Origin of the sequence: Guyparkeria hydrothermalis (genome assembly GCF_023555375.1) — a bacterium.
GTDB lineage: Bacteria > Pseudomonadota > Gammaproteobacteria > Halothiobacillales > Halothiobacillaceae > Guyparkeria > Guyparkeria hydrothermalis.
Genome location: NZ_JAJSEE010000002.1, coordinates 341617 through 366664 on the forward strand (window position 1 = coordinate 341617; position 25048 = coordinate 366664).

Below are 25048 nucleotides of genomic sequence, written 5' to 3' on the forward strand. Positions count from 1 at the left end.
GTGTGGCACAGGCAAACTCAGGGATAGGCGCACTTGCCGGGGCCGGTCGGTTGACCGAGCTCCGGCAACGTATTTTCTTCGTCATCATGGTGCTCGTGGTGTACCGCATCGGGACGTTCATCCCGCTGCCGGGCATCGACGTGGACGTCATGAAGGCGCTGTTCGAGCAGAACTCCGGCGGGATCCTGGGCATGGTGAACATGTTCTCCGGCGGGGCGCTCTCGCGCATGTCCCTGTTTGCCCTGGGTGTGATGCCGTACATCTCGGCGGCGATCATCGTCCAACTGCTCACCGCGGTGGTGCCCTCGCTGGAGAAGCTGAAGAAGGAAGGCGAGGCCGGTCGGCGCAAGATCACTCAGTACACCCGCTACGGCACGCTCGGCCTGGGCCTGGTCCAGGCGTTGGGCGTATCGATCGCGTTGCAGGGTCAGTCGGTCGGTGGGTCGCCGCTGGTGTTCGCGCCGGGCATCGGTTTCGTGTTCATTGCCACCCTGACGCTGGTGAGCGGCACCATGCTGCTGGTCTGGCTAGGTGAGCAGATTACCGAGCGCGGTGTGGGCAACGGCATCTCCCTGATCATCTTCGCCGGGATCGTGGCCGGCCTGCCCAGCGCGATCGGCGGCACGGCCGAGCTGGTGCGCACCGGTGAGTTGCATGTCTTCACCATGCTGATCCTGGGCGTGCTGATCCTCGCGGTGACCGCCTTCGTGGTCTTTGTCGAGCGTGGCCAGCGCCGCATCACGGTGAACTACGCGCGGCGCCAGCAGGGTCGCGGCATGGCCGGACAGCAGTCGTCCCACCTGCCGTTGAAGTTGAACATGGCCGGGGTCATCCCGCCGATCTTCGCCTCGAGCATCATCCTGTTCCCGGCGACGGTGGGTAACTGGTTCGGTCAGCAGGAAGGCATGGGTTGGCTCGCCGACCTGTCGAACACCCTCTCGCCGGGTCAGCCGCTGTATGTGCTGTTCTATGCCGCGGCGATCATCTTCTTCTGCTTCTTCTACACCGCGTTGGTGTTTAATGCCCGCGAAACCGCGGACAACCTGAAGCGTTCGGGCGCGTTCGTGCCGGGTATTCGCCCGGGTGAGCAGACCGCCCGCTACGTGGACAAGGTGTTGACCCGCCTGACGTTCTGGGGCGCGATCTACATCACCGCGGTCTGCCTGTTGCCGGAATTCCTGATCCTGTACTGGAACGTGCCGTTCTACTTCGGCGGCACCTCCCTGCTGATCATCGTGATCGTGCTGATGGACTTCATGTCGCAGGTCCAGTCGCACCTGGTTTCGCACCAGTACGACAGCCTGGTTCGCAAGGCACATTTCAAGAACGGGCTGTAATCGACGGCCCGTCGTTTCCGTTTGCTATTGACGGCGCGTTGCGTTAAGCTCTCGCGCTCTTTTTTGGGGTGATATATCGATGGCACGTATTGCTGGGATCAACATTCCCGTTCAGAAACATGTGGTCATTGGCCTGACTTCCATCTACGGAATCGGTCGGACCCGCGCCAAGCAGATCTGCGAAGCCACCGGCGTGGCCGAGGATCGCAAGGTGCGCGACCTGTCCGAGGCAGAGGTTGAGGCCCTGCGTGCGGAAGTCGGCAAGTATGTAGTCGAAGGCGACCTGCGTCGCGACGTCTCCATGAACATCAAGCGTCTGATGGACCTTGGTTGCTATCGTGGTCTGCGTCATCGCCGTGGTCTGCCGCTGCGTGGTCAGCGCACACGCACGAACGCACGGACTCGCAAGGGTCCGCGTCGCCTGGTCAAGCGCTAATCAGGCTTAATATTCTTTCGAGAGTAGGATTTTAATGGCTAAAGCAAGTCAAACTACCCGTAAAAAGGTAAAACGCGTCGTCACCGATGCGATCGCGCATATCCATGCGTCGTTCAACAACACGATCGTGACGATCACCGACCGTCAGGGCAACACCCTCAGCTGGGCGACTTCCGGAGGCTCGGGTTTCCGCGGTTCCCGCAAGTCGACCCCGTTCGCCGCCCAGGTGGCGGCCGAACGTGCCGGCGAGGCGGCCAAGGTGTATGGGGTCAAGAACGTCGACGTTGAAGTGAAGGGCCCCGGCCCGGGTCGCGAGTCGACCATCCGCGCGCTGAACGCCGTGGGCTTCAAGGTGGGCGTGATCACCGACGTTACCCCCATCCCGCACAATGGTTGCCGTCCGCCCAAAAAGCGTCGCGTTTGACGGTGCGTTCGTAAGGAGTATTTGACTTATGGCTCGTTATCTCGGTCCTACTTGTAAACTCGCCCGTCGCGAGGGCACGGATCTTTTCCTCAAGTCCGGCGTCCGCGCACTGGAAGACAAGTGCCACCACGACCGCGCCCCTGGTCAGCACGGCTCCGGCCGTCGCCAGAAGGTGTCGGACTACGGTCTGCAGCTGCGCGAAAAGCAGAAGCTGCGCCGCATCTACGGCGTTCTCGAGCGCCAGTTCCGCAACTACTACAAGCGCGCTGCGCAGATGAAGGGCTCCACCGGCGAGAACCTTCTGCAGATCCTCGAGTGCCGCCTGGACAACGTCGCGTACCGCATGGGCTTCGGCGCGACCCGCGCCGAGGCGCGTCAGCTGGTCTCGCATCGCGGCCTGCTGGTCAACGGCGAGGTGGTTAACATCCCGTCCTACCAGGTGGCCGCTGACGACGTGGTTTCCGTTCGCGAAAAGGCGAAGAAGCAGCAGCGCGTCAAGGATGCCCTCGAGCTGGCCGCCCAGCGCGAAATCGTGCCGTGGGTCTCGGTCGATTCCAGCAAGATGGAAGGCGTCTTCAAGGCCGTCCCGACTCGGGATGAACTGCCGGCGGACATCAACGAATCGCTCGTTGTCGAGCTGTATTCGAAGTAAACGGTTTTCGGGGGTACGTAATGCAACTGGGTTCTACAGAGCTTCTCAAGCCGCGCCTGGTCGACGTGGAAACGATCGACGACACCCATGCGCGCGTCGTACTGGAGCCGTTGGAGCGTGGGTTTGGCTACACGCTGGGCAATGCGTTGCGGCGTATCCTGCTCTCGTCCATCCCGGGCGTGGCCGTCACTGAGGCGGAAATCGAAGGCATCCTGCACGAGTACAGTGCCCTCGAGGGTGTCCAGGAGGACGTGCTCGAGATCCTGCTCAACCTCAAGGGCCTGTCGATCACGATGCACGGCCGCGACGAAGCGGTACTGAGCATCAAGAAGACCGGGCCGGGAACCGTGACCGCCGCCGACATCAAGGCGGATCACTCGGTCGAGATCATGAATCCGGATCACGTCATCGCCACCCTGCGCGACGACGCCGAGCTGAACATGACCTTCAAGGTCGAGCGTGGCATGGGCTATGTCCCGGCCAGCGCCCGTCGTGAAGACGAGGAGACGACCGTCGGTCGCCTGCTGATCGACGCGTCGTTCTCGCCGCTGCGTCGCGTGGCCTACTCGGTCGAGCGGGCGCGTGTTGAGCAGCGCACTGACCTTGACTCGCTGGTGCTCGACATCGAGACCAACGGTTCGATCTCCGCCGAGGACGCGATCCGCCAGGCGGCCGGCATCCTGGTTGACCAGCTGTCCGTTCTGGTCGATCTCAAGGCCGAGAAGGCCGAGCCGGTCGAGGAGCAGGCCCCGTCGGTCGATCCGGTGCTGCTGCGCCCGGTAGACGACCTGGAGCTGACCGTGCGTTCGGCCAACTGCCTCAAGGCGGAGAACATCTACTACATCGGCGACCTGATCCAGCGGTCGGAAATGGAATTGCTCAAGACCCCGAACCTTGGCAAGAAGTCCCTGACGGAGATCAAGGACGTGCTCGCCAAGCAGGGCCTGTCCCTGGGGCAGAAACTGGAGAACTGGCCGCCGGCCGAGCTCCAGAATCTGAGCGAATCCAAGATTTGAACGAAATTTTTTGGAGTATTTGACATGCGTCATCGTCAATCCGGTCGGCAGTTGGGTCGCAACGCCTCGCAGCGCAAGGCGCTGATGCGTTCGCTCACCAACGCCCTGATCGAGCACGAGGTCATCAAGACCACGGTTCCCAAGGCCAAAGAGCTGCGTCGCGTCGCCGAGCCGCTGATCACCCTGGCGAAGGAAGACAGCGTCCATGCACGCCGTCAGGCCTTCGCGAAGGTCGGCAACAAGGCCACCGTCGGCAAGCTGTTCACCGACGTCGGTCCGCGCTTCAAAGAGCGCAACGGTGGCTACCTGCGCATCCTCAAGTGCGGCTACCGCGCCGGGGACGCCGCCCCGATGGCCTACGTCGAACTGGTCGAGCGTAGCGCCGAGCCGGCCGAAGTGGCCGAAGAGGCTGCCGCCGAGTAAGGGCACGGTGTGCCCCGCGCCGCCGGGCCGTCGAGGCCTGGCAATGAAAAAAGCCCGCCATCCGGCGGGCTTTTTGTATGCAGTGGCCGTCGATCCGTCAGCTGCCCACGGTCTCTGTCAGCATGTTGTTCATCGTCTTCTCGACCTCGGCGGCGACCTTGGCGAGGTTGGCGTCGTCGCTAAGCATCGCGAGCATGGCGGTGGGACGGATCATGGAGACGATCACGTCGCCGTCACGCTCGTAGACCGCAATCCGACAGGGCAGGGCATTCGCGAGATCCATGCGCACGGCCAATACCTCGGCCGCGCGCTTGGGGTTGCACACTTCGAAGACACGGCATTGCGGCGCAAAGTCCACGCCCTTGGCGTTGAGGGTGCCGTGGATGTCGTGGGTGTGCAGCAGTCCGAAGCCGTTCGCCGGTACCGCGTCGTGTAGGCGCTGGCAGGTGGTCTCGAAATCGTGCGGGCTCTTGTGTTCGTCGATCATGGATCGTTGTCTCCGATTCGGGTTTGGTCGAGGCTAGCTTAGCAAACCGCGGTTGGCCTTCCTCGGGTGGTCCGGTTGCGCACGGCCACCGGGTCTCCTAGGATGCAAAAGGTTTCGTGGCGGCCGATATACGGGGGTCCCCATGATTGTGGAACTTTCCCGTCGATCGGCCTGTCGCATGTTTCTATCGGGGATCGGCACCCGGCACTCCCCGGTGCAAAGCCGAATCATTTAAACGAGGAGTAATTGCATGTCCGTTTGGAACCAGAAGTTGCGCAAATCCATGATGGCTGCCGGCGTCTCCGCTGCGCTCGCCTTCAGCGGCGCGGCCGTGGCTCAGCAGGGCGGTCAGGCTGCCCCGCATGGTGGTCAACAGGGCCAGATGCCTGAAATGACCGACGAGCAGCGCCAGCTGATGGAAGAGATGCGCTCGGTTCAACAGGAGCTCCAGCAGACGCAGGCAAAACTGAGCGAAATGGAACAGCAGGCCTACGAGAACAACCCGGAGCTGGGTGAGAAGCGCGAGGCGCTTCAGGCCAAGATCGCCGAGAAGATGTCCAGCAGCGGTTACGATGCCGAGAAGGAATTCGAAGAGATGAAGGCCACCATGGCCAAGTACCAGGGTGGCGAGCAGCAGCCGTCCGAGGAGGAGGTCAAGGCATTCCGCCAGCAGCAGCAGGAGTTCCAGCAGCGTCAGCAGCAGGCCTTCCAGGACGAGGAAGTCCAGAGCATGGCGCAGGACCTGCGTGGTGAGGTCGAGCAGGTGATGAAGGAGAACAACCCGCAGGCCAAGGACCTGTTCGCGAAGATGGAACGCCAGGCCGAGGAAATGCAGCAGCTGCGCGAAAAGGCCATGGAGATGCGTCAGGGCGGTTAATCGTCCGTCGCACGTCGAGGCGATAAGGGCCGATCCCTGGCGGGGTCGGCTTTTTTATTGTCTTGCCACTGCGTCTCGGGTGGGTCGGCTCAATCGTCGCTGTAGCCCGGTTCGGTGGCGCCGAAGAAGGCTTCCTTGAGCTTCTGAAGTTCGTCTCGGGCCTGGGCGGCCGCCTCGAACTCCAGGTCGCGGGCATGCCGATGCATGTCGGACTCGAGCTGCTTGATCCGCTTGGCCGCCTGGTCGGGTGACAGGGTGGCGTAGTCGGCCGGCGCCTCGGCCGCCTTGTCCGCCCCGCGACGCTTGCGCCCCGGGCGGGCGCCGGGGATCCGGGATTCGCCGGCCTCGAGGATATCCTGGACGCTTTTCTCGATGCCGCGCGGCGTGATGCCCATCGCCTCGTTGTGTGCCAGCTGTTTCTCGCGGCGGCGCTCGGTCTCGTCGATCGCCTTGCGCATGGCATCCGTGATGGTGTCGCCGTACAGGATCGCCTTGCCCTCTAGGTTGCGCGCGGCCCGGCCGATGGTCTGGATCAGCGAGCGTTCCGAGCGCAGGAACCCCTGCTTGTCGGCATCGAGGATGCCGATCAGCGACACCTCGGGGATGTCGAGCCCCTCGCGCAGCAGGTTGATGCCCACCAGCACGTCGAATTCGCCCAGGCGCAGGTCCTGGATGATCTCGACGCGTTCGACCGTGTCGATGTCCGAGTGCAGGTAGCGCACGCGCACGTCGTGCTCCATCAGGTAGTCGGTCAGGTCCTCGGCCATGCGCTTGGTGAGCACGGTGACCAGCACCCGCTGGTTCTTCTCGGCCCGCAGGCGGATCTCGGAGAGCAGGTCGTCGACCTGGCTCGCGACCGGGCGAACCTCGATCTGCGGATCGACCAGCCCGGTGGGGCGGACCACCTGCTCGGCGACCTGGTCGGCGTGCGCCTCCTCGTAGGGGCCGGGCGTGGCCGAGACGTAGACGGTCTGCGGCATCAGTCGCTCGAACTCCTCGAACTTCAGCGGCCGGTTGTCCAGCGCCGAGGGCAGGCGGAAACCGAAGTTGACCAGCGTTTCCTTGCGCGAACGGTCGCCCTTGTACATGCCGCCCAGTTGCGGGACGGTCACGTGGGACTCGTCGATGATCAGCAGCGCATCGGACGGCAGGTAGTCGTAGAGACACGGCGGCGGCTCGCCCGGCTGGCGCCCGGAGAGATAGCGCGAGTAGTTCTCGATGCCGTTGCAGTAGCCGAGCTCCTGGATCATCTCGATGTCGAAGCGGGTGCGTTGGGCCAGCCGCTGCGCCTCGACCAGCTTGTTCTGCGATTCGAGGTCCTCGAGGCGCTCGCCCAGCTCGATCTTGATTTGCTCGATCGCGTGCAGCAGCCGCTCGCGCGGCGTGACGTAGTGCGAGGAGGGGTAGACCGTGTAGCGCGGCACCCGGCGGCGCACCTGGCCGGTGAGCGGGTCGAACAGCGTGATCTGCTCGATCTCGTCGTCGAACAGCTCGATGCGCACGCCCTCGTCGTCGGCCTCGGCCGGGTGGATGTCGATCACGTCGCCGCGCACGCGGTAGGTGCCGCGGCGGAATTCCATGTCGTTGCGGGTGTACTGCATCTCGGCCAGCCGGCGGACGATCTGGCGCTGGGTGACGTGATCGCCGCGCACCAGGTGCAGGATCATCTTGAGATAGGCCTCGGGATCGCCCAGGCCGTAGATCGACGAGACGGTGGCGACGATGATCACGTCGCGGCGCTCGAACAGCGCCTTGGTGGCCGACAGGCGCATCTGCTCGATGTGCTCGTTCACCGAGGCGTCCTTCTCGATGAAGGTGTCCGAGGCCGGCACGTAGGCCTCGGGCTGGTAGTAGTCGTAGTAGGAGACGAAATACTCCACCGCGTTGTGCGGGAAGAAGCCCTTCAGCTCGCCGTACAGCTGCGCGGCCAGTGTCTTGTTGGGCGCGAGCACCATCGCCGGGCGCTGCACCTCGTTGATCACGTTGGCCATCGTGAAGGTCTTGCCCGAGCCGGTCACCCCGAGCAGGGTCTGGTGCATCAGCCCGTCGTTGAGGCCCTCGACGAGGGTCTCGATGGCGCGGGGCTGGTCGCCGGCCGGCTGGTAGTCTGTCGCGATCTGGAAACGGTGTTCTGACATGGGGTGGGAGTATATAGGTTGGAGCCACGCCTTTCCGGCGGCGCGGCCCGACGAACCCAGACCGAGCGGACGATGTGCCGACAGGGCGCCGCGCAAACCGGGGCGCTGCGTGCGTACACCGCCCGTTGGCTGGCCTCGCCGGCAGGCGTTCAACCGGGGCCGCGGCAAGCCGAACTGGCCGGTGTGAACCGGCCCGGACGGCGCGGGTCAGGGGCGATTGCGGCGATGCGGCGGATTGTCGCCGGGCGGCCGGCGCTGCCGGGCTTGCCGGCGTGTCCGCCCGCGGGGTTGCCGATTCTCGCCGGGCAATCACCCCGCCTTCGAATCGGGGGGCGTGTGGCGCTTCGGTCGGGAAGCCAGAGTCATTGGCTATTCGTGCCGGGTTTCCTTTATGATGGCCGGCTATATCACTCGCCGACACGTCAGATTAAGTCCGTGTTTCGCGAGCGACTTTCCAGACGCACTTTTCAGGTATCCATGACCGATTCAAACCTCGAAGACCCGAACGCCCCGCGCGAGGCCGAGAAATACGACAACCCCGTCGCCAGCCGCGAGTTCCTGCTCGAGCTCTTGGGCAAGCAGGACGGGCCGATCACGCTCAACAAGCTGATCAGCGAGCTCGGCTACGACGGTGACGAGGAGCGCATCGAAGGCCTGCGCCGTCGCCTGCGGGCCATGGAGCGCGACGGCCAGGCCATCCGCAACCGCCGCGGCGGCTACGTGCCGGTGACCAAGGCCGAGCTGGTGCGCGGCCGGGTGATCGGCCATCGCGACGGCTTCGGCTTCCTGGTGCCGGACGAGGGCGGCAACGACGTGTTCCTCTCGCCGCGCGTCATGCGTGCCCTGCTGCACGGCGACCGTGCCGTGGTGCAGGTGGTCGGCGAGGACCGTCGCGGTCGCCCCGAGGGCGCGCTGGTCGAGGTGATCGAGCGGGCCAACGCCGAGGTCGTCGGTCGGCTGGTGATCGAGGCCGGCGTGGCCTTCGTCATCCCCGACAACAAGCGCATGACCCAGGACGTGCTGATCCCGATGGAGGCACTGGGTGGGGCGACCGACGGCCAGATCGTCCGCGTCGCGCTGGTCGAGCAGCCCACCCAGCGGCACAAGCCGGTCGGCAAGGTCGTCGAGGTGCTGGGCGCCCACATGTCGCCGGGCATGGAGATCGACGTCGCCATCCGCGCCCACGGCATCCCCCACGAGTGGCCCGAGCCGGTTCAGCGCCACGTCGAGGGCATGAGCGACCAGGTCGCCGAGGCAGACAAGATCGGCCGCGTCGACCTGCGTGACGTGCCGCTGGTCACCATCGACGGCTCGGATTCCAAGGATCTCGACGACGCGGTCTTCTGCGAGCCGACCCCGAAGGGCTTCCGCCTGTTGGTGGCGATCGCCGACGTCTCGCATTACGTGCGCATCGGCTCGGCGCTCGACGAGGAAGGCTTCCGCCGCGCGACCTCCGTGTACTTCCCGGGACGCGTGGTGCCGATGCTCCCGGAGATCCTCTCCAACGGCCTGTGCTCGGTGAACCCGGACGTCGATCGCCTCTGCCTCTGCGCCGAGATGCTGATCAACGGCCAGGGCCAGATCATCCGCTCGCGCTTCTTCGAGGGCGTCATGCGGAGCCACGCGCGCCTGACCTACGACAGCGTCGCGGCCATGCTGCTCGACAACGACCAGGCCGAGCGCGAGAAGTACAACCACGTCATCAAGCCGGTCGAGGCGCTGCACGACCTCTACAAGGTGCTGCGCGCCGAGCGCGAATCGCGCGGGGCGATCGACTTCGACACCATCGAGACCAAGATCGTCTTCGGCGATAACCGCAAGATCGAGGCGATCGTGCCCTACGAGCGCAACGACGCGCACAAGATCATCGAGGAATGCATGATCGCGGCGAACGTGGCCGCCGGTCGCTTCCTCGCCCGGCGCAAGATCCCGTCGCTCTACCGCGTCCACGACCGCCCAGGCGCCGAGAAGATCGACGACCTGCGCGCCGCGCTCAAGGAAAAGGGCCTGACCCTCGGTGGCGGCGAGAAGCCGACCCCGGCGGACTTCAACGCCCTGATCGAGGAGGCCAAGGGTCGCCCGGACTTCGCCACCGTCCAGACCCTGCTGCTGCGCTCGCTGCAGCAGGCGGTCTACGCGCCGGACAACCTCGGTCACTTCGGCCTGGCCCACGAGCACTACGCCCACTTCACCTCGCCGATCCGTCGCTACCCGGACCTGATGGTGCACCGCGCCATCCGGCACGTGCTGCGCACCGGGGCCGCGGAGAACTTCCCGTACAGCCAGGAAGAGATGGTCCTGATCGGCGAGCACTGCTCGAACAACGAGCGCCGCGCCGACGAGGCCACGCGCGATGCCACCGACTGGCTCAAGTGCGAGTTCATGCTCGACAAGGTCGGCAACGTCTACGAGGGCCGCGTGGCCTCCGTGCTGGGCTTCGGTCTGTTCGTCGAGCTCAAGGACTTCTTCGTCGAGGGCCTGTTGCACATCACCGCCCTCAAGCGGGACTTCTACCACTTCGATCCGGTCAGCGTCTCGCTCAAGGGCGAGCGCAGTGGCAAGACCTACTCGCTCAACGACACCATCCGCGTGCGCGTCGCGCGGGTCGACCTCGACGAGCGCAAGATCGACTTCATGCTGCCCGAGGACGAGGAAGGCACGGGCGACGACGAATCGGGTCGCGACGAGGGCAAGTCCCCGAAGGGCGCCGGTGAGTCGGATGATGGCGCCTCGACCGACGAGGGCAACGGTGGCGGCAAGAAGCGCCGCCCGCGTCGGCGTCGTCGCAAGCCCAAGGGCGATGGCAACGCCGAGCAGGGCGAGGGTCAATCGGGCGGCGAGTCCGGTGACAAGCGTCCGGGCAAGGGTGACGACTCCGCCGCTACCCCGACCGACTGAGCCGCTGTCCGATGGCTCGCCCGGATGCAATCGACTGGATCGGCGGCTTTCACGCCGTCGAGGCCGCGCTGCGTGAGCGACCCGAGCGGGTCGAGCGGGTGGCCCTGTCCGGGCGGGACGACCGCCGCGCCCGTCGTCTGCAGGCGCTGGCCGAGCGGGCCGGGGTCCCCGTGGAGTCGCGCGACGAGGCCTGGTTCGACACGCTGCGCAGCGACGGCAAGCCATTGCGTCACCAGGGCGTGGTCGCCCGGGTCGCGCTGGGCCAGGCCGGCGACGAGCACGACCTGTCGGCCTTGCTCGATGCGGCCGACGAGCCGCCGCTGCTGCTGGTCCTCGATGGCGTGACCGACCCGCACAACCTCGGCGCCTGCCTGCGGGCCGCCGAGGCCGCCGGGGTGCTCGCGGTGGTCGCGCCCAAGGATCGGGCCTGCGGACTGACCCCCGCCGCCCGCAAGACTTCGGCCGGTTCCGCCGAGCGACTGCCGTTCATCCAGGTGACCAACCTCGCCCGCACGCTCGCCGACCTAAAGGCGCGCGATGTCTGGATCGTCGGGGCCGCCGGCGAGGGGCCGGTCTCCCTCTACGAGAGCGACTTCGCCTGCGAGCCGGTCGCCCTGGTGATGGGGGCCGAGGGCGGTGGCCTGCGCCGCCTGACCCGCGAGCGCTGCGACCAGCTGATCCATATCCCGATGGCGCCGAGTGTCGAGAGCCTCAATGTCTCGGTGGCGTCGGCCGTCTGCCTGTTCGAGTTCCGTCGCCAGCGACTGGCGGCGGCCGGCTGACACGACCGCCGGGATTCGTGTCGCGACGGGCGGCTCGCCGCTGCCTTCGAAACCGCCCCGCGTTTCCGGTAAAATGCCGGCCGAATCATTTCAATGTGGTCCGGTGTTCTCGTCCACGCCGACGAACGCCCACCAGGGAGTCAGCAGCCGCCATGAACCTTTCCGACCGGGTCCGCCGGGTCCGTCCCTCACCGACACTTGCCGTCACCGCCAAGGCCGCCGAGCTGCGTGCCGCCGGCCGCGACATCATCAGCCTCGGTGCCGGCGAGCCGGACTTCGACACCCCGAAGCACATCGGTGAGGCGGGTATCCAGGCGATCCGCGACGGCTTCACGCGCTACACCGCGGTCGAGGGCATCGTCGAGCTGCGTCAGGCCATCGTCGACAAGCTCAAGAACGACCAGGGGCTCGAATACGGCCTCGACCAGGTCATCGTCTCCACCGGCGGCAAGCAGAGCATCTTCAACCTCTGCCAGGCGCTGCTCAATCCGGGCGACGAGGCGATCATCACGGCCCCCTACTGGGTCTCCTACCCCGACATGGTGCGCCTGGCGGGTGGCGAGCCGGTGATCGTCTCCGCCGGCCAGGACCAGGGCTTCAAGATGAGCCCGCGCCAGCTGGCCGCCTCGATCACCGACAAGACCCGGCTGGTGATGCTCAACAGCCCCTCCAACCCCACCGGCGTGGCTTACACCCGCGAGGACTGGGCCCAGCTGGCGGACGTCCTGCGCGATCACCCCGAGATCGTGATCGCCACCGACGACATGTACGAGAAGATCCTCTGGGCCGACGAGCCGTTCTCGAACATCGCGATGGTGGCGCCGGATCTCCTGCCGCGCACCGTGGTCCTGAACGGCGTGAGCAAGGCCTACGCCATGACCGGCTGGCGGATCGGCTACGCGGCGGGCCCGGCCGACCTGATCAAGGCGATGAAGGTGATCCAGTCGCAGAGCACCTCGGGTGCCTGCTCGATTGCCCAGAAGGCGGCCTGCGAGGCGATCGCCGGCGACCAGTCGGAGATCGACGCGATGGTGAGCGCCTTCCGCGAGCGCCACGACTTCATCGTCGATGCGCTCAACGAGTTGCCGGGCGTGTCCTGCCTGCCCGGGCAGGGCGCCTTCTACAGTTTCCCGGACGTCTCCGCGGCCATGAAGGCCCTGGGCGTCGAGGACGACGTCGCCTTCTCCGAGCACCTGCTCGAACAAGCCGGCGTCGCCGTGGTGCCGGGGTCGGCCTTCGGCGCCCCGGGTCACGTCCGCCTGAGTTACGCGACCAGCCTGGATGCGCTGCGCGAGGCCATCGACCGGATCCGCGCGGTCCTGTCGGCGGCCTGACCGACACCGTTTTTTCTATGGCGGCCGGCAGGGAGGCTGGTCGTATTTCACTGCCTGCATTTCAAGCCCGAAGGGTTGGGAGTTGATTGATGGATGAGAACCGCAAGAAGGCCCTGAGCGCCGCCCTGTCGCAGATCGAACGCCAGTTCGGCAAGGGGGCGGTGATGCGCATGAACGACGAGGGACGACGGAATGTCCCGGCCATCAGCACCGGCTCGATCTCGTTGGATGCCGCACTCGGCATCGGCGGCCTGCCGCGCGGCCGCGTGGTCGAGATCTACGGCCCGGAGTCCTCGGGCAAGACCACGCTCACCCTGCAGGTGCTGGCCCAGGCGCAGAAGGCCGGCGGCACCTGCGCGTTCATCGATGCCGAGCACGCGCTCGACCCGACCTACGCCGAGAAGCTGGGCGTGAACGTCGACGACCTGCTGGTCTCCCAGCCGGACACCGGCGAGCAGGCACTCGAGATCGCCGACATGCTGGTGCGCTCCGGTGCGGTGGACGCCGTGGTGGTCGACTCGGTCGCCGCCCTGGTGCCCAAGGCCGAGATCGAGGGCGAGATGGGTGACAGCCACGTCGGCCTGCAGGCCCGCCTGATGAGCCAGGCGCTGCGCAAGCTGACCGGCAACATCAAGCGCACCAACTGCATGGTGATGTTCATCAACCAGATCCGGATGAAGATCGGCGTCACCTACGGCAGCCCGGAGACCACCACCGGCGGCAACGCGCTCAAGTTCTACTCCTCCGTGCGACTCGACATCCGTCGCGTCGGCGCGGTGAAGAAGGGCGAAGAGGTCATCGGCAACCAGACCCGCATCAAGGTGGTCAAGAACAAGATGGCGCCGCCGTTCAAGGTGGTCGACTGCGACATCCTCTACGGCGAGGGCATCTCGCACCTGCTCGAGCTGGTGGACCTGGGCGCCAAGCACGGCATCATCCAGAAGGCCGGTGCGTGGTACTCCTACGGCGACACTCGCATCGGCCAGGGCAAGGACAACGCGCGCCAGTTCCTGGCGGAGAACCCGGAGATTGCCGAGGAGATCGAGGCGCAGGTGCGCGAGATCATGATGCCCAAGCCGGCCCCGATCCCCGAGAAGAGCGAAGTCGACGAGACGCCGGTCGACGAGACCTCCTAAGGCCATCCACGTCCCGTGGACGACGAGAAGCGGCGCCGGCTCGACTGTGAGAAGCGTGCGGTGGGGCTGTTGGCCCGGCGCGAGCACAGTCGGCTGGAACTGGCCCGCAAGCTCGCGGATCGGGGCTTTGCGGCCGACGAGGTCGACCCGGTGCTCGACCGCCTGGTCGAGGAGGGCTGGCAGTCGGATCGTCGCTACGCCGAGAGCCTGATCCGTGCCCGTGCCGCGCGGCGCTACGGGCCCGACCGGATCGCGAACGAACTGGCCCAGCAGGGCGTCGACGAGGGGGTGGCCAGCGAGGCATTCGCCGCCGAGCCGCAGGACTGGGCCGAGCTGGCCCGGGAGCAGTTGCTCGCGCGGTTTCGCGAGCCCCCCGCCGACTTCCCCGACCGCGCGCGGCGCCACCGTCACCTGGTGCGCCGCGGCTTTCCCCCCGACCTCTCCCACGAGCTGGCCGGCTGGTGGCCCGACGAGGACGTCGGCCCCGATTTCCCGTAGCCCGCCCATCCATCGGAAAAGGCGGCAGACTGCGCTACAATCCGCGCTTTGTCCTCCCCGTTTTCCGAGATGGTTCGTGCATGAAGACCAGCGCCGAAATTCGTCAAGCCTTCCTGGATTTCTTTGCCGAGCGGGGGCACGAGGTCGTGCCCTCCTCGTCGCTGATTCCGGCCAATGACCCGACGCTTCTGTTCACCAATGCCGGGATGGTGCCCTTCAAGGAGGCCTTTCTCGGTCAGGAGAAGCGCGCCAATCCGCGCGCGGTCTCGGTGCAGCGCTGCGTGCGCGCCGGCGGCAAGCACAACGATCTCGAGAACGTTGGCTACACCGCCCGGCACCACACCTTCTTCGAGATGCTGGGCAACTTCAGCTTCGGCGACTACTTCAAGCGCGACGCGATCCGCTACGGCTGGGACTTCCTGACCGAGACCCTCGGTCTGCCGGCCGAGCGCCTGCTGGTCACCGTCTACGAGAGCGACGACGAGGCCTACGCCCACTGGCGCGACGACATCGGCCTGCCCGAGGACCGCATCCTGCGCATCGGCGACAAGCCGGGCGGCGGCTCGGACAACTTCTGGCAGATGGGCGACACCGGCCCCTGCGGTCCCTGCTCCGAGATCTTCTACGACCACGGCCCCGAGATCCCGGGCGGCCCGCCGGGTTCGCCCGACGAGGACGGCGATCGCTTCATCGAGATCTGGAACATCGTCTTCATGCAGTACGACCGGGCGGCCGACGGCACGCTCAGCAACCTGCCCAAGCCCTCGGTCGACACCGGCATGGGCCTCGAGCGCCTGGCCGCGGTGATGCAGGGCGTGCATTCGAACTACCAGATCGACCTGTTCCGGCACCTGATCGACGCGGCCGTCGAGGCCACGGGGGCGACCGACCGCGAGTCGGCCTCGCTCAAGGTCATCGCCGACCACATCCGCTCCTGCGCGTTCCTGGTCGTCGATGGCGTGCGCCCCGGCAACGAGGGTCGCGACTACGTCCTGCGCCGCATCATCCGCCGCGCCGCCCGTCACGGCCACAAGCTCGGTCAGGACGCGCCGTTCTTCCACAAGCTGGTCGGCCCGCTGGTCAAGGAAATGGGCGATGCCTACCCGGAGCTGGCCAAGGCGGTCGACGAGGTCGAGCGCGTGCTGCTCGCCGAGGAGGAGCGTTTCTTGCAGACGCTCGCCTCGGGCATGCAGGTGCTCGAGCAGGCGGTGGCCAATCTCCCCGCGGGTGGCACCATCGACGGCGAGACCGCCTTCAAGCTCTACGACACCCACGGCTTCCCGCTGGACCTGACCGCCGATATCGCCCGCGAGCGTGGCCTTGTCGTCGACGAGGAAGGCTTCGAGCGCGAGATGGCCGAGCGGCGTGCCCAGTCGCGCGCGGCCAGCCACTTCACCGCCGAGACCATCAAGATCGGCACGGACGAGCCCACGGTGTTCGAGGGTTACCAGCAGGATTCGCTCGCGGCGACCGTGGTCGCGGTCGCCCGCGAGGGCAGCCAGGCCGAGTCGCTCGAGCGCGGCCAGGACGGCGTGATCGCCCTCGATCGCACGCCCTTCTACGCCGAGTCGGGCGGCCAGGTGGGCGACACCGGCGTGATCGAGTCGGCCAACGGTCGCTTCGTCGTGCACGACACCCAGAAGCAGGGCGGGGTCTTCCTCCACCACGGCACGCTGACCGACGGGCACCTCGCCCAAGGCGATACCGTGACGGCGCGCATCGACGGCGAGCGCCGCGCCGAGATCCGCCTGAACCATTCGGCCACCCACCTGTTGCACGCCGCGTTGCGCGAGGTGCTGGGCGACCACGTCCACCAAAAGGGCTCGCGCGTCGGTCCCGAGTCGCTGCGCTTCGACTTTTCCCACGACAAGCCGGTCACCCGCGAGGAGTTGCGCGAGATCGAGCGGCTGGTCAACGCCCAGGTGCGCGAGAACCACGCGGTCGAGACCCGCGAGATGGCGATCGACGAGGCACGCGCGGCCGGCGCGATGGCGCTGTTCGGCGAGAAGTACGGCGACGTCGTGCGGGTGGTGACCATGGGGCCCTTCTCCATGGAACTCTGCGGCGGCACGCACGCCCGCCGCGGTGGCGACATCGGGCTGTTCAAGATCGTGGCCGAGTCGGGCGTCGCCTCGGGCGTGCGCCGCATCGAGGCGGTGACCGGCGCGGCCGCGTTGGCCGAGGCCGAGCGCGCCGACCAGACGGTGGGCGAGATCGCCGAGCTGCTGCGCGGACCGAAGACCGAAGCGGCCGAGCGGGTCGCGCAGATGCTGGAGCGCTCGCGCCAGCTCGAGCGCGAACTGGCCAAGCTCAAGGCCGAGCTCGCCTCCGCCAGTGGCGACGAGCTGGCCGACAGCGCCGAGACCATCGGTCCGGCCAAGGTGCTGGTCGCCGAACTCCCCGGGGCGGATGCCGGCGCGCTGCGCGAGAGCATGGACAAGCTGCGCGACAAGCTCGGCACCGCCGCGATCCTGCTGGGGACCGTCGACGACGGCAAGGTGCGCCTGGTGGCGGGATTGTCCAAGGACCTGACCAAGACCTTCAAGGCAGGCGACTGGGTCAACGTTGCTGCCGCCGAGGTGGGCGGCAAGGGCGGCGGTCGTCCCGACATGGCCCAGGCCGGCGGCAGCCAGCCGGAGCGCCTGGCCGAGGCACTGAGCGCGGCGCGTGCCTGGGTGGCCGAGCAGCTTGGCTGAACCCGGCGGCGCCCCCGCCTGACACGGGGCCATGGGCCCGGCGGGTGAAAAAGTCCGGCCGGCGGTTTATACTGCCCGGCTGCTTTGACTTTCTCACGTCAGCGACAAGGAGCTGGCACCCCGCGGAGGGTGCCAAGGAAACGACAACATGGCGTTAATCGTACAGAAATACGGCGGTACCTCGGTCGGCAGCGTCGAGCGCATCCAGGCGGTGGCCGAGCGCGTCCAGCGTGCCGTGAACAACGGCGACTCGGTGGTCGTCGTGGTCTCGGCCATGAGCGGCGAGACCAACCGCCTGATCGGGATGGCCAAAGAGATCCAGGCCGAGCCGACCCCGCGTGAACTCGACACCCTGGTCGCCACCGGCGAGCAGGTCACCATCGCGCTGCTGTCGATGGCCCTGCAAGCGCGCGGTCAGGACGCGCGTTCCTATACCGGCGCGCAGGTGCGCATCCTCACCGACAGCACCCATACCAAGGCGCGTATCCAGTCGATCGATACCGACACCATTCGCGGCGATCTCGATGCCGGTCGCGTGGTCGTGGTCGCCGGCTTCCAGGGCGTGGACGAGCACGGCCAGATCACCACGCTGGGCCGTGGCGGCTCGGACACCTCGGCCGTGGCCCTGGCCGCGGCGCTCAAGGCCGACGAGTGCCAGATCTACACCGACGTCGACGGCGTCTACACGACCGATCCGCGCGTCGTGCCCAAGGCCCGTCGCCTCGACCGGATCACCTTCGAGGAAATGCTGGAGATGGCCAGCCTGGGCTCGAAGGTCCTGCAGATTCGCTCGGTGGAGTTCGCCGGCAAGTACAACGTCCCCCTGCGGGTGCTGTCCTCGTTCCAGGACGGCCCCGGCACCCTGATTACCCTGGAGGAAGACGGCGTGGAAGAACCAGTAATTTCCGGGATCGCGTTCCACAAGGACGAGGCCCAGCTGACCATCAAGGGCGTGCCGGACAGCCCCGGGATTGCCTATAAGATCCTCGGCCCGATCGGCGAGGCCAACATCGAAGTCGACATGATCCTGCAGAACATCGGTGCGGACGACACCACCGATTTCACCTTCACGGTTCATCGTAACGACTTCGACAAGGCGCTGGACCTGATGCGCAAGACCGCCGACGAGCTCGGCGCGCGCGAGGTCTCCGGCAACCACAACATCGTCAAGATCTCGCTGGTGGGCGTGGGCATGCGCTCGCACGCCGGCATCGCCTCGAAGATGTTCCGGGTGCTGGCCGAAGAGAAGATCAACATCCGCATGATCGCCACCTCCGAGATCAAGATCTCGGTCGTGATCGACGACAAGTACCTTGAGCTGGCGGTGCGTGCCCTGCACGATGCCTTCGAGCTCGATACCCCGGAAGTGTCGCTGAGCTGATCCGCGGCTGACCGACTAATATCCGGCATGGCCCCCGACGGAAGACAGGCGGGGCCGCTAAACACAGAGAGTGACCCGATATGTTGATTTTGACTCGCCGCATTGGTGAGGTGCTGCGCATCGGCGACGACGTCGCCATCACGGTGCTCGGCATCAAGGGAAACCAGGTCCGAATCGGTATTGATGCGCCCAAGGATGTCGCCGTGCATCGCGAGGAAATCTATCAGCGCATCAAGAGCGAGACGGAACAGGACGGTGAGGGCGACGCCTCGACCTGAGGCCTCCCCCTCGCGATCGTTCGCCTCGCCGTGGTCGCCCACGGTCCATCCGAGTTGTCCGTTCCTGCCCGCGCCCCTCGGGACGCGTCCGGGCAGAGCGGTCGTGCGGGTGTGACGGGGCGGTCGACGGCCTCCCGGTGGCATTGATTCCTGCCGCCAAAGCCGCTACCATGCGGCGCTTGTTGGAGAGGTGGCCGAGTGGCTGAAGGCGCTCCCCTGCTAAGGGAGTAAGGGGTTTATAGCCCCTTCGAGGGTTCGAATCCCTCTCTCTCCGCCATACGAAGAAAAAGCCCCGCCGGGCGTGCCTGGCGGGGCTTTTTGCCGTGTGGGCCTTCCTTATCTCCCTGGGCGATTTCGCACCGCCATCAGTGCTTCGTATTCCTCCGGCGCGAGGATCTGGCGCAGGTCGACGAAACTGCCGCTCTCGAATTCCCTGAGCCCCGGCAGGGCATGGAGTATCCGTTCGGCCGCCGCCCCCGGTGACAGCAGCGTCTCGGTGCCACGCGCGGCGTGGATGCGTTCGAGCGCCGGGAAGCGCGAGGTGTCGTCGATCTCGCAGAGCGTGTCGATGATGCGCGTGTCGATCAGGCCCGGTGCGATCGCGGCGACATGCGTGTCCGGGAACTCGTGCGCATACAGTCGGCAGAGCATGTTGAGTGTCGCCTTGGACAGCGCGTAGCCGCCCCAGCCGCGGTTGCCGAGTACCGCCGCGCCCGAGGAAATCGCCACGATCTGGTCGATGGCGATGTTTGATGCCAGCAGCCAGTCGAGGATCACCTTGTTGGCCCATACGTTGATGTCCATGAGCTCGCGCAGCCGCTCGACCGACACCCGGCTCATGTCCTCGATCTCGCCCAGGATGCCCGCGTTGAGCACCACCAGGTCGAGCCGGTCGACCCCGGCGAGCAGCTGGTCGAGCGCCGGTCCGATCGCGTCGAGATCGGACAGATCGCAGGGCACGTCGACCACCCGGTCGGCCAGTGCGGCGCAGCCGCGGCGACTGCAGCCGTGGACGCGGTAGTCGCGCTCGAGCAGGGCGTGGCTCAGCCCGAGGCCGAGTCCGCTGCTGTTGCCGGTGACCAGGGCGTTCGGTTGTGTCATGGCGTTGCCTCCGGCTGCCGTTCGGCGTGGCAGGGTGGGTGATATTCGCTCTGGGCGACGCGATTGCGGCCCTCCCGCTTGGCCAGGTACAGCGCCCGGTCGGCCGCCGCGATCAGGTCGTTGATCGACTCGATTCTCGGGTCGCTGCGGGTCACGCCAGCGCTGGCGGTGATGGTCTCGTCCTGCAGCGGTTCCGGCCAGTCACGCGCCTCGATCGCCGTGAGCAGCGTGGTGGCGAGGCGGCAACCCGAGGCGCCGTCGTCGAGCGGCAGGCCGATCAGGAACTCCTCGCCACCCCAACGCATGGCGACCGCATCCGGCGGGGCGTGCTGGGCGATGAGCCTTCCCAGCGCTTCGAGCACGGAGTCGCCCACCAGGTGGCCGTAGCGATCGTTGACCGGCTTGAAGTGGTCCACGTCCAGGGCGATCAGCGCGAGCCGGCGACCCGAGCGTTGCGCCCGGGCGAGCAGTTCCTCCAGCCGGCCCATGCCCTTGCGTCGGTTGAGCAGCCCCGTGAGCATGTCGCGGTCGGCTTCCCGTTGCAGCCGGGCCTCGACCGCCTTGGCATCCGTGACGTCGTGGACCAGCCCAGTGACCCGCAGCGGCCGGCCCTCGTCGTCCCAGTCGACCACCGAGCCCCGGTCGTGCACCCAGAGGTAGTGGCCGTTGCGGTTGCGCAGCCGGTAGACCGCCTCGAACTGGTGGCGCTCGCCGGCCAGATGATCCTGCAACGTGGTGATCACCACGGGCAGGTCGTCGGGGTGGACGTTGTCCTTCCAGGTCTCGATCACCTCGGGCATCTCCTCCGGCCCGTAGCCCAGCAGGCTATGCAATCGGGGACTGAAGACCAGTCGCTCCTGTGCCGGGTACCAGTCCCAGACGCCGTCGGCGAGGTCGTGCAGGATCTGCCAGCCGGTCGCGCGCTCGTCCGGCGGTGCCGCGACACCGGGGCGGCGGCTGATGTCCCGGGCGACGGAGATGAAGCGTTCCTCGCCGTTGAGGGTGGCCACCGACGTGACCACCTCGACCGGCAGTTCGCTGCCGTCCGCGCGCCGGTGCCCGCCGATGAATCGGTAGGGCGAGTTCCGACGGATCACCTCGGCGATCGCCGACCAGGCCGGCATGCCATGCACGCGCGTCTGCAGGGAGAGCACCGAGTGCTCGAGCACGTCATCGCGCGCGAGCAACAGGTCCTCGTGGGCGGCGCGATTGCAGTCGACGATCCGGGAGGTGGCCGGGTCGATCACGTAGACGGCATCGGGCAGGGCCTGGAACAGCGACGGATGCAGGTCGTCCATGACGGGTCGGAATGCCGGTGGTGATGGTGGGGGTATTCTTGCAGGTCTGGCGCCGAACCCCAATGCCCTTCAGCGCAATTCCGCCAGGAGTTGCCGGATCATGCCGTCGGCGCGACTGCCATAGCCACCACCGAACAGGTTGAAGTGGTTGAGGACGTGGTAGAGGTTGTAGAGCGTCTTGCGCGTGCGGTAGCCGGCATCCAGCGGCAAGTGGGCCTGGTAGGCCTGGTAGAAGCCGGGGGCGAACCCGCCGAACAGCTCGGTCATGGCGATTTCGGCCTCGCGGTCGGCGCGGTAGGTGGCCGGGTCGAACAGCACCGGGGTGCCGTCGGTGAGCGCGCCGTGGTTCGCGCCCCACATGTCGCCGTGGATCAGCGCGGGGTAGGGCCGGTAGTCGCTGAAGAAGGCGGGCAGGGCGTCGATCAGTTCGCGGCCCGCGTCGATGCTGCGCCCCGACAGGCCGCGTTCGGCGGCCCAGTCGAGCTGCGGGGCGAGGCGGCGTTGCCCGTAGAAGCGCGCCCAGTCGTCGTCCTCGCCACCCAGCTGGGGCATTGCGCCGATGAAGTTGTCCTCCGGCCAGCCGAAGCCCGATTGCGGCTCGGCGTGCAGCTCGGCCATCGCCTCGCCCAGGGCGGCGTCGTTCACCGGGGCCAGGTCGAGCCATTCGAGCAGCAGGTAGGCCGTGCCGTCGACGCTGCCCGCGGCGGCCACCTGCGGGGTGCGGATGCGCGTGCCCAGTGCCTCGAGCCCGCGCCCTTCGGCGGGAAACATGCCGTCGTTGCGGTCCGGGTGGGTCTTGAGGAACAGCGGGCCGCTATCGGTCTCGAGCTGGGTGGCATCGGCGATGCAGCCGCCACCGATGCCGCGCTGATCGGCAACCTCGAGCGAGCCGGCCTCGGCCAGCCGCGCGGTCAGCGCGTTTTCGGGGGTCTCGCCTTGCTGGATGCGGGCGAGGGCGTCGTCAAGAAGTGCCTGATACGTGGTTGGGGCAGCCATGGCGGTTGTAGAGAGCCTCCTGTGTTGCCTCGATCCACTCCTGGGTGGCGTCGTTGATCTCGTTGGCCGTCCGGCCCTCGGTCTCGATCGGCGGGCCGAACACGACATGGATGGTGCCCGGGCGCATGCGAAAGCCCTTCTTGGGCCACAGGCAGCCGGAATCGACGGCCATGGGGATTACCCGGGCGCCGCTGCGCTCGGCGAGCATGGCCCCGCCGATGCGGTAGTTGGGTGGCGTGCCGGGGAGCCGGCGGGTGCCCTCGGGAAAGATCACCACGTCGCGGCCGTCGGCAAGGGCCGCCGACCCCTGACGCAGGATCTCGGCCAGCGCCTTGCGCCCGGCCGCCCGGTCGATCGCGATCGGCTCGATCGCCTTGAGCCCCTGGCCGAACACCGGGATGCGCAGCAGTTCCCGCTTGAGCACGAAGGCGGGAAAGCGCAGCGTGCTGGGCAGGAACATCGTCTCCCAGGTGGATTGGTGCTTGGCCAGCACCAGGTTGCCCCCCGTCGGATCGAGGTGCTCGAGCCCCTCGACTTCGTGGCGAATGCCGGTGATCACGCGCGCCAGCCACAGGATCGAGCGGCCGAAGGAGAACAGCAGGCGATAGCGTCGCTCGAACGGCAGAAAGCGCCCGGCGAGCAGGATCGGCGTATGCGCGAGCAGCGAGAGGGTCGCTGCCAGGGCAAACAGGGCCGTCCGTAGCCAGGTGAGCATTGCCGCCTTACGCCTGCAACTGGGAGACGTCGGCAATGGCGAGGAACAGCGCGTTGATCCGCGCCAGCAGTGCCAAGCGGTTGTCGCGCAGGGCCGTGTCGTCGGCCATCACCATCACCGAGTCGAAGAACGCGTCCACCGGCTCGCGCAGGGCGGCCAGCGCGGTCAGGGCCTCGGTGTAGTCGCCCTCGGCCAGCAGGCCCTCCAGGCGCGGGCCGATCGCGTCGACCGCCTCCCACAGGCGCTGCTCGGCCGGTTCGACCAGTCGGGCATCAATGACCGACTCCGGGACCGGGCCGTCATGCTTCTTGAGGATGTTGCCGATGCGCTTGTTGGCCGCGGCCAGTGCCTCGGCCTCCGGCAGCTCGATAAAGGCGTTGACCGCCCGCATGCGCTGCTCGAAGTCCAGCGGCCGGCGGGTGCCGGTCATCGAGACGGCCTGGAAAACGTCGCTGCGGATGCCGCGATCGAGGCTGTAACGATGCTGGCGCTCGGTGATGAACTCGAACACGCCCATGACGTGATCGTTGGCCTCCGGCACCTTGTCGGCGATACCGGCGGCCGCCATCTCGAGCAGCTCGACCAGGTCGAGGTCCAGTTCCTGCTCGACCAGGATGCGCAGCACGCCCAGCGCCGCGCGACGCAGGGCGAACGGGTCCTTGGCGCCGGTGGGCGCCTGGCCGATGGCGAAGATGCCCATCAGCGTGTCGAGCCGATCGGCCAGGGCCACGGCCTGGGCCACCCCGCCACGCGGCAGGTCGTCGCCGGCGCGGCGCGGGCGATAGTGATCGTCCAGGGCGATGGCGACATCTTCGTCCATGCCCTCGTGCGTCGCCAGGTAGCGGCCGATGGTGCCCTGCAGGCCGGCAAACTCGCCTACCATCTGGGTCTGCAGGTCGCACTTGCTCAATCGCGCCGCCCGGCGGGCGGCCTGCGGGTCGGCCTCGATCTGCCGGGCGATGGCCTCGGCCAGTTGCTCGATGCGAAGCACCTTGTCGAACACGCTGCCCAGGCGCTTCTGGAACACCAGGTGCTTGAGCGACTCGAGGTGTGATTCCAGCGGGGTCTTGAGATCGCCTTCCCAGAAGAACATCGCATCGGAAAAGCGCGGGCGGATGACACGCTCGTTGCCGTGGCGCACCGCCTCGATGTCGCGGCTCTCGATGTTCGCCACGGTGATGAACCACGGCATCAGCGCGCCGTGCGCATCCAGGACGGGGAAGTACTTCTGGTCGTCCTGCATGGTGTACATCAGTGCCTCGTGCGGCACGTCGAGGAAACGCGCCTCGAACTCGCCGGCGACGGCCACCGGCCACTCGACCAGGGCGGTCACCTCGTCGAGCAGGTCGGTATCGATATGGGCGCGCCCGCCGATCTCGTCGGCCTTGGCCTTCACTTGCGACTCGATGTGCGCCCGGCGCTCGGCGAAGTCGGCCAGCACGAAACCCTGCTTCTGCAGGGTGGCGGCGTAGTCGGCCGGGGCACTAACGGTCAGCGCCTCCGGGTGGTGGAAGCGGTGGCCAAAGGTCTGGTTGCCGGCGGCGTGACCGAACAGGGTCATGTCGACCACCTGGTCGCCGTGCAGGGCGAGCACCCAGTGGACCGGGCGGATGAACTCGGCGCGCGAGCTGCCCCAGCGCATGCGCTTCGGGGTGGGCAGCTTGTCCAGTGCGCGCTCGACGATGGCGGGCAGCAGGTCGGCGGCGCTCTGGCCCGGCTCGGTGTAGCGGTGGACCAGCCACTCGCCCTTGTCGGTCGTCATGGTCTCGAGCTGGTCGGGCGACACGCCGCAGCCGGTGGCGAAGCCGGTCAGGGCCTTGGTCGGGTTGCCGTCGGCATCGTAGGCGGCCTTGACCGCCGGGCCGCGGCGCTCGACCGGCTTGGGCTCGGTGGCGCGGGCCAGGTCGTCGACCAACAGGGCCAGTCGACGCGGCGCGGCGTAGGCCGTGAGCTTGCCGTGGGCCAGCCCCGCCTCGTCCAGCCCGGCGCGGATCTCGTCTTCGAGCGCGTCGCGCAGGGTGGTCAGGGCCTTGGGCGGGAGTTCCTCGGTGCCCAGTTCGAAAAGAAAGTCCGCCGTGTCAGTCATGAAAGTCCGTACCTGTTGGCAATGCTTGGTCGTCGTGGCATGGCCCGATGGGCCGGGTG

General features: G+C 67.1%; 22 protein-coding genes and 1 tRNA gene. 16 read left to right on the forward strand and 7 right to left on the reverse strand.

Features of this window, described 5'->3' with window-relative positions; translation table 11 throughout:
• Positions 1-2 precede the first annotated feature (2 nt).
• From secY to rplQ, 6 genes are all read left to right on the forward strand, one after another.
• Complete coding sequence (gene secY / locus LV475_RS04215; RefSeq protein ID WP_136867498.1) at positions 3-1337, forward strand: preprotein translocase subunit SecY; 1335 nt, start codon at positions 3-5, stop codon at positions 1335-1337.
• Between the two features lie 79 nt (positions 1338-1416).
• Positions 1417-1773 (forward strand): 30S ribosomal protein S13, encoded by a 357-nt coding sequence (gene rpsM / locus LV475_RS04220; RefSeq protein WP_136867499.1) that lies wholly within the window; start codon positions 1417-1419, stop codon positions 1771-1773.
• A gap of 34 nt (positions 1774-1807) precedes the next feature.
• A complete protein-coding gene (gene rpsK, locus LV475_RS04225) occupies positions 1808-2197 on the forward strand; it encodes a 30S ribosomal protein S11 (protein ID WP_136867500.1) in 390 nt (129 codons plus the stop codon).
• A 28-nt stretch (positions 2198-2225) separates the two neighbouring features.
• The gene (rpsD, locus tag LV475_RS04230) at positions 2226-2849 is read left to right on the forward strand and encodes a 30S ribosomal protein S4 (protein WP_136867501.1); all 624 of its coding nucleotides are present in this window, start codon (positions 2226-2228) and stop codon (positions 2847-2849) included.
• Positions 2850-2869: 20 nt separating this feature from the next.
• Positions 2870-3865 carry a DNA-directed RNA polymerase subunit alpha gene (locus LV475_RS04235; protein ID WP_136867502.1) on the forward strand — a complete coding sequence of 332 codons (996 nt, stop codon included), beginning with the start codon at positions 2870-2872 and terminating at the stop codon, positions 3863-3865.
• A 24-nt stretch (positions 3866-3889) separates the two neighbouring features.
• Positions 3890-4288: a 50S ribosomal protein L17 gene (gene rplQ, locus LV475_RS04240; protein WP_136867503.1), complete on the forward strand. Its 399-nt coding sequence runs from the start codon at positions 3890-3892 to the stop codon at positions 4286-4288.
• Positions 4289-4385: 97 nt separating this feature from the next.
• Here rplQ and LV475_RS04245 read toward each other — a convergent pair whose 3' ends face one another.
• Positions 4386-4775, reverse strand: coding sequence for a DUF302 domain-containing protein (locus LV475_RS04245; RefSeq protein ID WP_136867504.1), 390 nt, complete (start codon positions 4773-4775; stop codon positions 4386-4388).
• 250 nt (positions 4776-5025) lie between these two features.
• Here LV475_RS04245 and LV475_RS04250 point away from each other — a divergent pair, with 250 nt between their 5' ends.
• Positions 5026-5652, forward strand: coding sequence for a hypothetical protein (locus tag LV475_RS04250; protein ID WP_136867505.1), 627 nt, complete (start codon positions 5026-5028; stop codon positions 5650-5652).
• Between the two features lie 89 nt (positions 5653-5741).
• Here LV475_RS04250 and uvrB read toward each other — a convergent pair whose 3' ends face one another.
• Positions 5742-7790 (reverse strand): excinuclease ABC subunit UvrB, encoded by a 2049-nt coding sequence (gene uvrB, locus LV475_RS04255; protein WP_136867506.1) that lies wholly within the window; start codon positions 7788-7790, stop codon positions 5742-5744.
• Positions 7791-8267: 477 nt separating this feature from the next.
• Here uvrB and rnr point away from each other — a divergent pair, with 477 nt between their 5' ends.
• The 9 genes from rnr (at position 8268) to LV475_RS04300 (ending at position 19070) form a co-directional block, all read left to right on the forward strand.
• The gene (rnr, locus tag LV475_RS04260) at positions 8268-10688 is read left to right on the forward strand and encodes a ribonuclease R (RefSeq protein ID WP_136867507.1); all 2421 of its coding nucleotides are present in this window, start codon (positions 8268-8270) and stop codon (positions 10686-10688) included.
• Between the two features lie 11 nt (positions 10689-10699).
• Positions 10700-11470 (forward strand): 23S rRNA (guanosine(2251)-2'-O)-methyltransferase RlmB, encoded by a 771-nt coding sequence (gene rlmB, locus LV475_RS04265; protein WP_136867508.1) that lies wholly within the window; start codon positions 10700-10702, stop codon positions 11468-11470.
• A 152-nt stretch (positions 11471-11622) separates the two neighbouring features.
• Entirely contained in the window at positions 11623-12804 is a 1182-nt protein-coding gene (locus LV475_RS04270) for a pyridoxal phosphate-dependent aminotransferase (RefSeq protein ID WP_136867509.1), read from the forward strand.
• A gap of 89 nt (positions 12805-12893) precedes the next feature.
• Entirely contained in the window at positions 12894-13940 is a 1047-nt protein-coding gene (gene recA, locus LV475_RS04275) for a recombinase RecA (protein ID WP_136867510.1), read from the forward strand.
• 15 nt (positions 13941-13955) lie between these two features.
• The gene (locus tag LV475_RS04280) at positions 13956-14438 is read left to right on the forward strand and encodes a regulatory protein RecX (protein ID WP_136867511.1); all 483 of its coding nucleotides are present in this window, start codon (positions 13956-13958) and stop codon (positions 14436-14438) included.
• A gap of 80 nt (positions 14439-14518) precedes the next feature.
• Positions 14519-17134, forward strand: a complete 2616-nt coding sequence (gene alaS / locus LV475_RS04285; RefSeq protein WP_136867512.1) for an alanine--tRNA ligase — start codon at positions 14519-14521, stop codon at positions 17132-17134.
• Between the two features lie 148 nt (positions 17135-17282).
• Positions 17283-18515, forward strand: a complete 1233-nt coding sequence (locus tag LV475_RS04290; RefSeq protein WP_136867513.1) for an aspartate kinase — start codon at positions 17283-17285, stop codon at positions 18513-18515.
• An 80-nt stretch (positions 18516-18595) separates the two neighbouring features.
• Entirely contained in the window at positions 18596-18793 is a 198-nt protein-coding gene (gene csrA, locus LV475_RS04295) for a carbon storage regulator CsrA (RefSeq protein ID WP_136867514.1), read from the forward strand.
• A gap of 184 nt (positions 18794-18977) precedes the next feature.
• Positions 18978-19070 (forward strand) — tRNA-Ser (locus LV475_RS04300).
• A 59-nt stretch (positions 19071-19129) separates the two neighbouring features.
• Here LV475_RS04300 and LV475_RS04305 read toward each other — a convergent pair.
• The 5 genes from LV475_RS04305 to glyS all read right to left on the reverse strand — a co-directional run bounded on the left by LV475_RS04305 (position 19130) and on the right by glyS (position 24989).
• Complete coding sequence (locus LV475_RS04305; protein WP_136867515.1) at positions 19130-19894, reverse strand: SDR family NAD(P)-dependent oxidoreductase; 765 nt, start codon at positions 19892-19894, stop codon at positions 19130-19132.
• Positions 19891-21192: a sensor domain-containing diguanylate cyclase gene (locus LV475_RS04310; protein WP_136867516.1), complete on the reverse strand. Its 1302-nt coding sequence runs from the start codon at positions 21190-21192 to the stop codon at positions 19891-19893. Before LV475_RS04310 ends, LV475_RS04305 begins: the two co-directional genes overlap by 4 nt.
• Before the next feature lie 69 nt (positions 21193-21261).
• The gene (locus tag LV475_RS04315; RefSeq protein WP_169303649.1) at positions 21262-22188 is read right to left on the reverse strand and encodes a fructosamine kinase family protein; all 927 of its coding nucleotides are present in this window, start codon (positions 22186-22188) and stop codon (positions 21262-21264) included.
• Complete coding sequence (locus LV475_RS04320; protein ID WP_136867518.1) at positions 22154-22903, reverse strand: lysophospholipid acyltransferase family protein; 750 nt, start codon at positions 22901-22903, stop codon at positions 22154-22156. Before LV475_RS04320 ends, LV475_RS04315 begins: the two co-directional genes overlap by 35 nt.
• 7 nt (positions 22904-22910) lie before the next feature.
• Positions 22911-24989: a glycine--tRNA ligase subunit beta gene (gene glyS / locus LV475_RS04325; protein ID WP_250105812.1), complete on the reverse strand. Its 2079-nt coding sequence runs from the start codon at positions 24987-24989 to the stop codon at positions 22911-22913.
• Positions 24990-25048: the final 59 nt, after the last annotated feature.

What these genes read in the sequence shown, in the direction of transcription:
- LV475_RS04235 (WP_136867502.1), top strand. Translation starts at nt 2,870, where the DNA reads ATGCAACTGGGTTCTACAGAGCTTCTCAAGCCGCGCCTGGTCGACGTG.
- alaS (WP_136867512.1), top strand. Translation starts at nt 14,519, where the DNA reads ATGAAGACCAGCGCCGAAATTCGTCAAGCCTTCCTGGATTTCTTTGCC.
- LV475_RS04250 (WP_136867505.1), top strand. Translation starts at nt 5,026, where the DNA reads ATGTCCGTTTGGAACCAGAAGTTGCGCAAATCCATGATGGCTGCCGGC.
- rnr (WP_136867507.1), top strand. Translation starts at nt 8,268, where the DNA reads ATGACCGATTCAAACCTCGAAGACCCGAACGCCCCGCGCGAGGCCGAG.
- LV475_RS04320 (WP_136867518.1), bottom strand. Translation starts at nt 22,903, where the DNA reads ATGCTCACCTGGCTACGGACGGCCCTGTTTGCCCTGGCAGCGACCCTC.
- LV475_RS04310 (WP_136867516.1), bottom strand. Translation starts at nt 21,192, where the DNA reads ATGGACGACCTGCATCCGTCGCTGTTCCAGGCCCTGCCCGATGCCGTC.
- glyS (WP_250105812.1), bottom strand. Translation starts at nt 24,989, where the DNA reads ATGACTGACACGGCGGACTTTCTTTTCGAACTGGGCACCGAGGAACTC.
- rpsM (WP_136867499.1), top strand. Translation starts at nt 1,417, where the DNA reads ATGGCACGTATTGCTGGGATCAACATTCCCGTTCAGAAACATGTGGTC.
- LV475_RS04245 (WP_136867504.1), bottom strand. Translation starts at nt 4,775, where the DNA reads ATGATCGACGAACACAAGAGCCCGCACGATTTCGAGACCACCTGCCAG.
- recA (WP_136867510.1), top strand. Translation starts at nt 12,894, where the DNA reads ATGGATGAGAACCGCAAGAAGGCCCTGAGCGCCGCCCTGTCGCAGATC.
- LV475_RS04315 (WP_169303649.1), bottom strand. Translation starts at nt 22,188, where the DNA reads ATGGCTGCCCCAACCACGTATCAGGCACTTCTTGACGACGCCCTCGCC.
- uvrB (WP_136867506.1), bottom strand. Translation starts at nt 7,790, where the DNA reads ATGTCAGAACACCGTTTCCAGATCGCGACAGACTACCAGCCGGCCGGC.
- rplQ (WP_136867503.1), top strand. Translation starts at nt 3,890, where the DNA reads ATGCGTCATCGTCAATCCGGTCGGCAGTTGGGTCGCAACGCCTCGCAG.
- csrA (WP_136867514.1), top strand. Translation starts at nt 18,596, where the DNA reads ATGTTGATTTTGACTCGCCGCATTGGTGAGGTGCTGCGCATCGGCGAC.
- rlmB (WP_136867508.1), top strand. Translation starts at nt 10,700, where the DNA reads ATGGCTCGCCCGGATGCAATCGACTGGATCGGCGGCTTTCACGCCGTC.
- LV475_RS04290 (WP_136867513.1), top strand. Translation starts at nt 17,283, where the DNA reads ATGGCGTTAATCGTACAGAAATACGGCGGTACCTCGGTCGGCAGCGTC.
- rpsK (WP_136867500.1), top strand. Translation starts at nt 1,808, where the DNA reads ATGGCTAAAGCAAGTCAAACTACCCGTAAAAAGGTAAAACGCGTCGTC.
- LV475_RS04270 (WP_136867509.1), top strand. Translation starts at nt 11,623, where the DNA reads ATGAACCTTTCCGACCGGGTCCGCCGGGTCCGTCCCTCACCGACACTT.
- rpsD (WP_136867501.1), top strand. Translation starts at nt 2,226, where the DNA reads ATGGCTCGTTATCTCGGTCCTACTTGTAAACTCGCCCGTCGCGAGGGC.
- LV475_RS04305 (WP_136867515.1), bottom strand. Translation starts at nt 19,894, where the DNA reads ATGACACAACCGAACGCCCTGGTCACCGGCAACAGCAGCGGACTCGGC.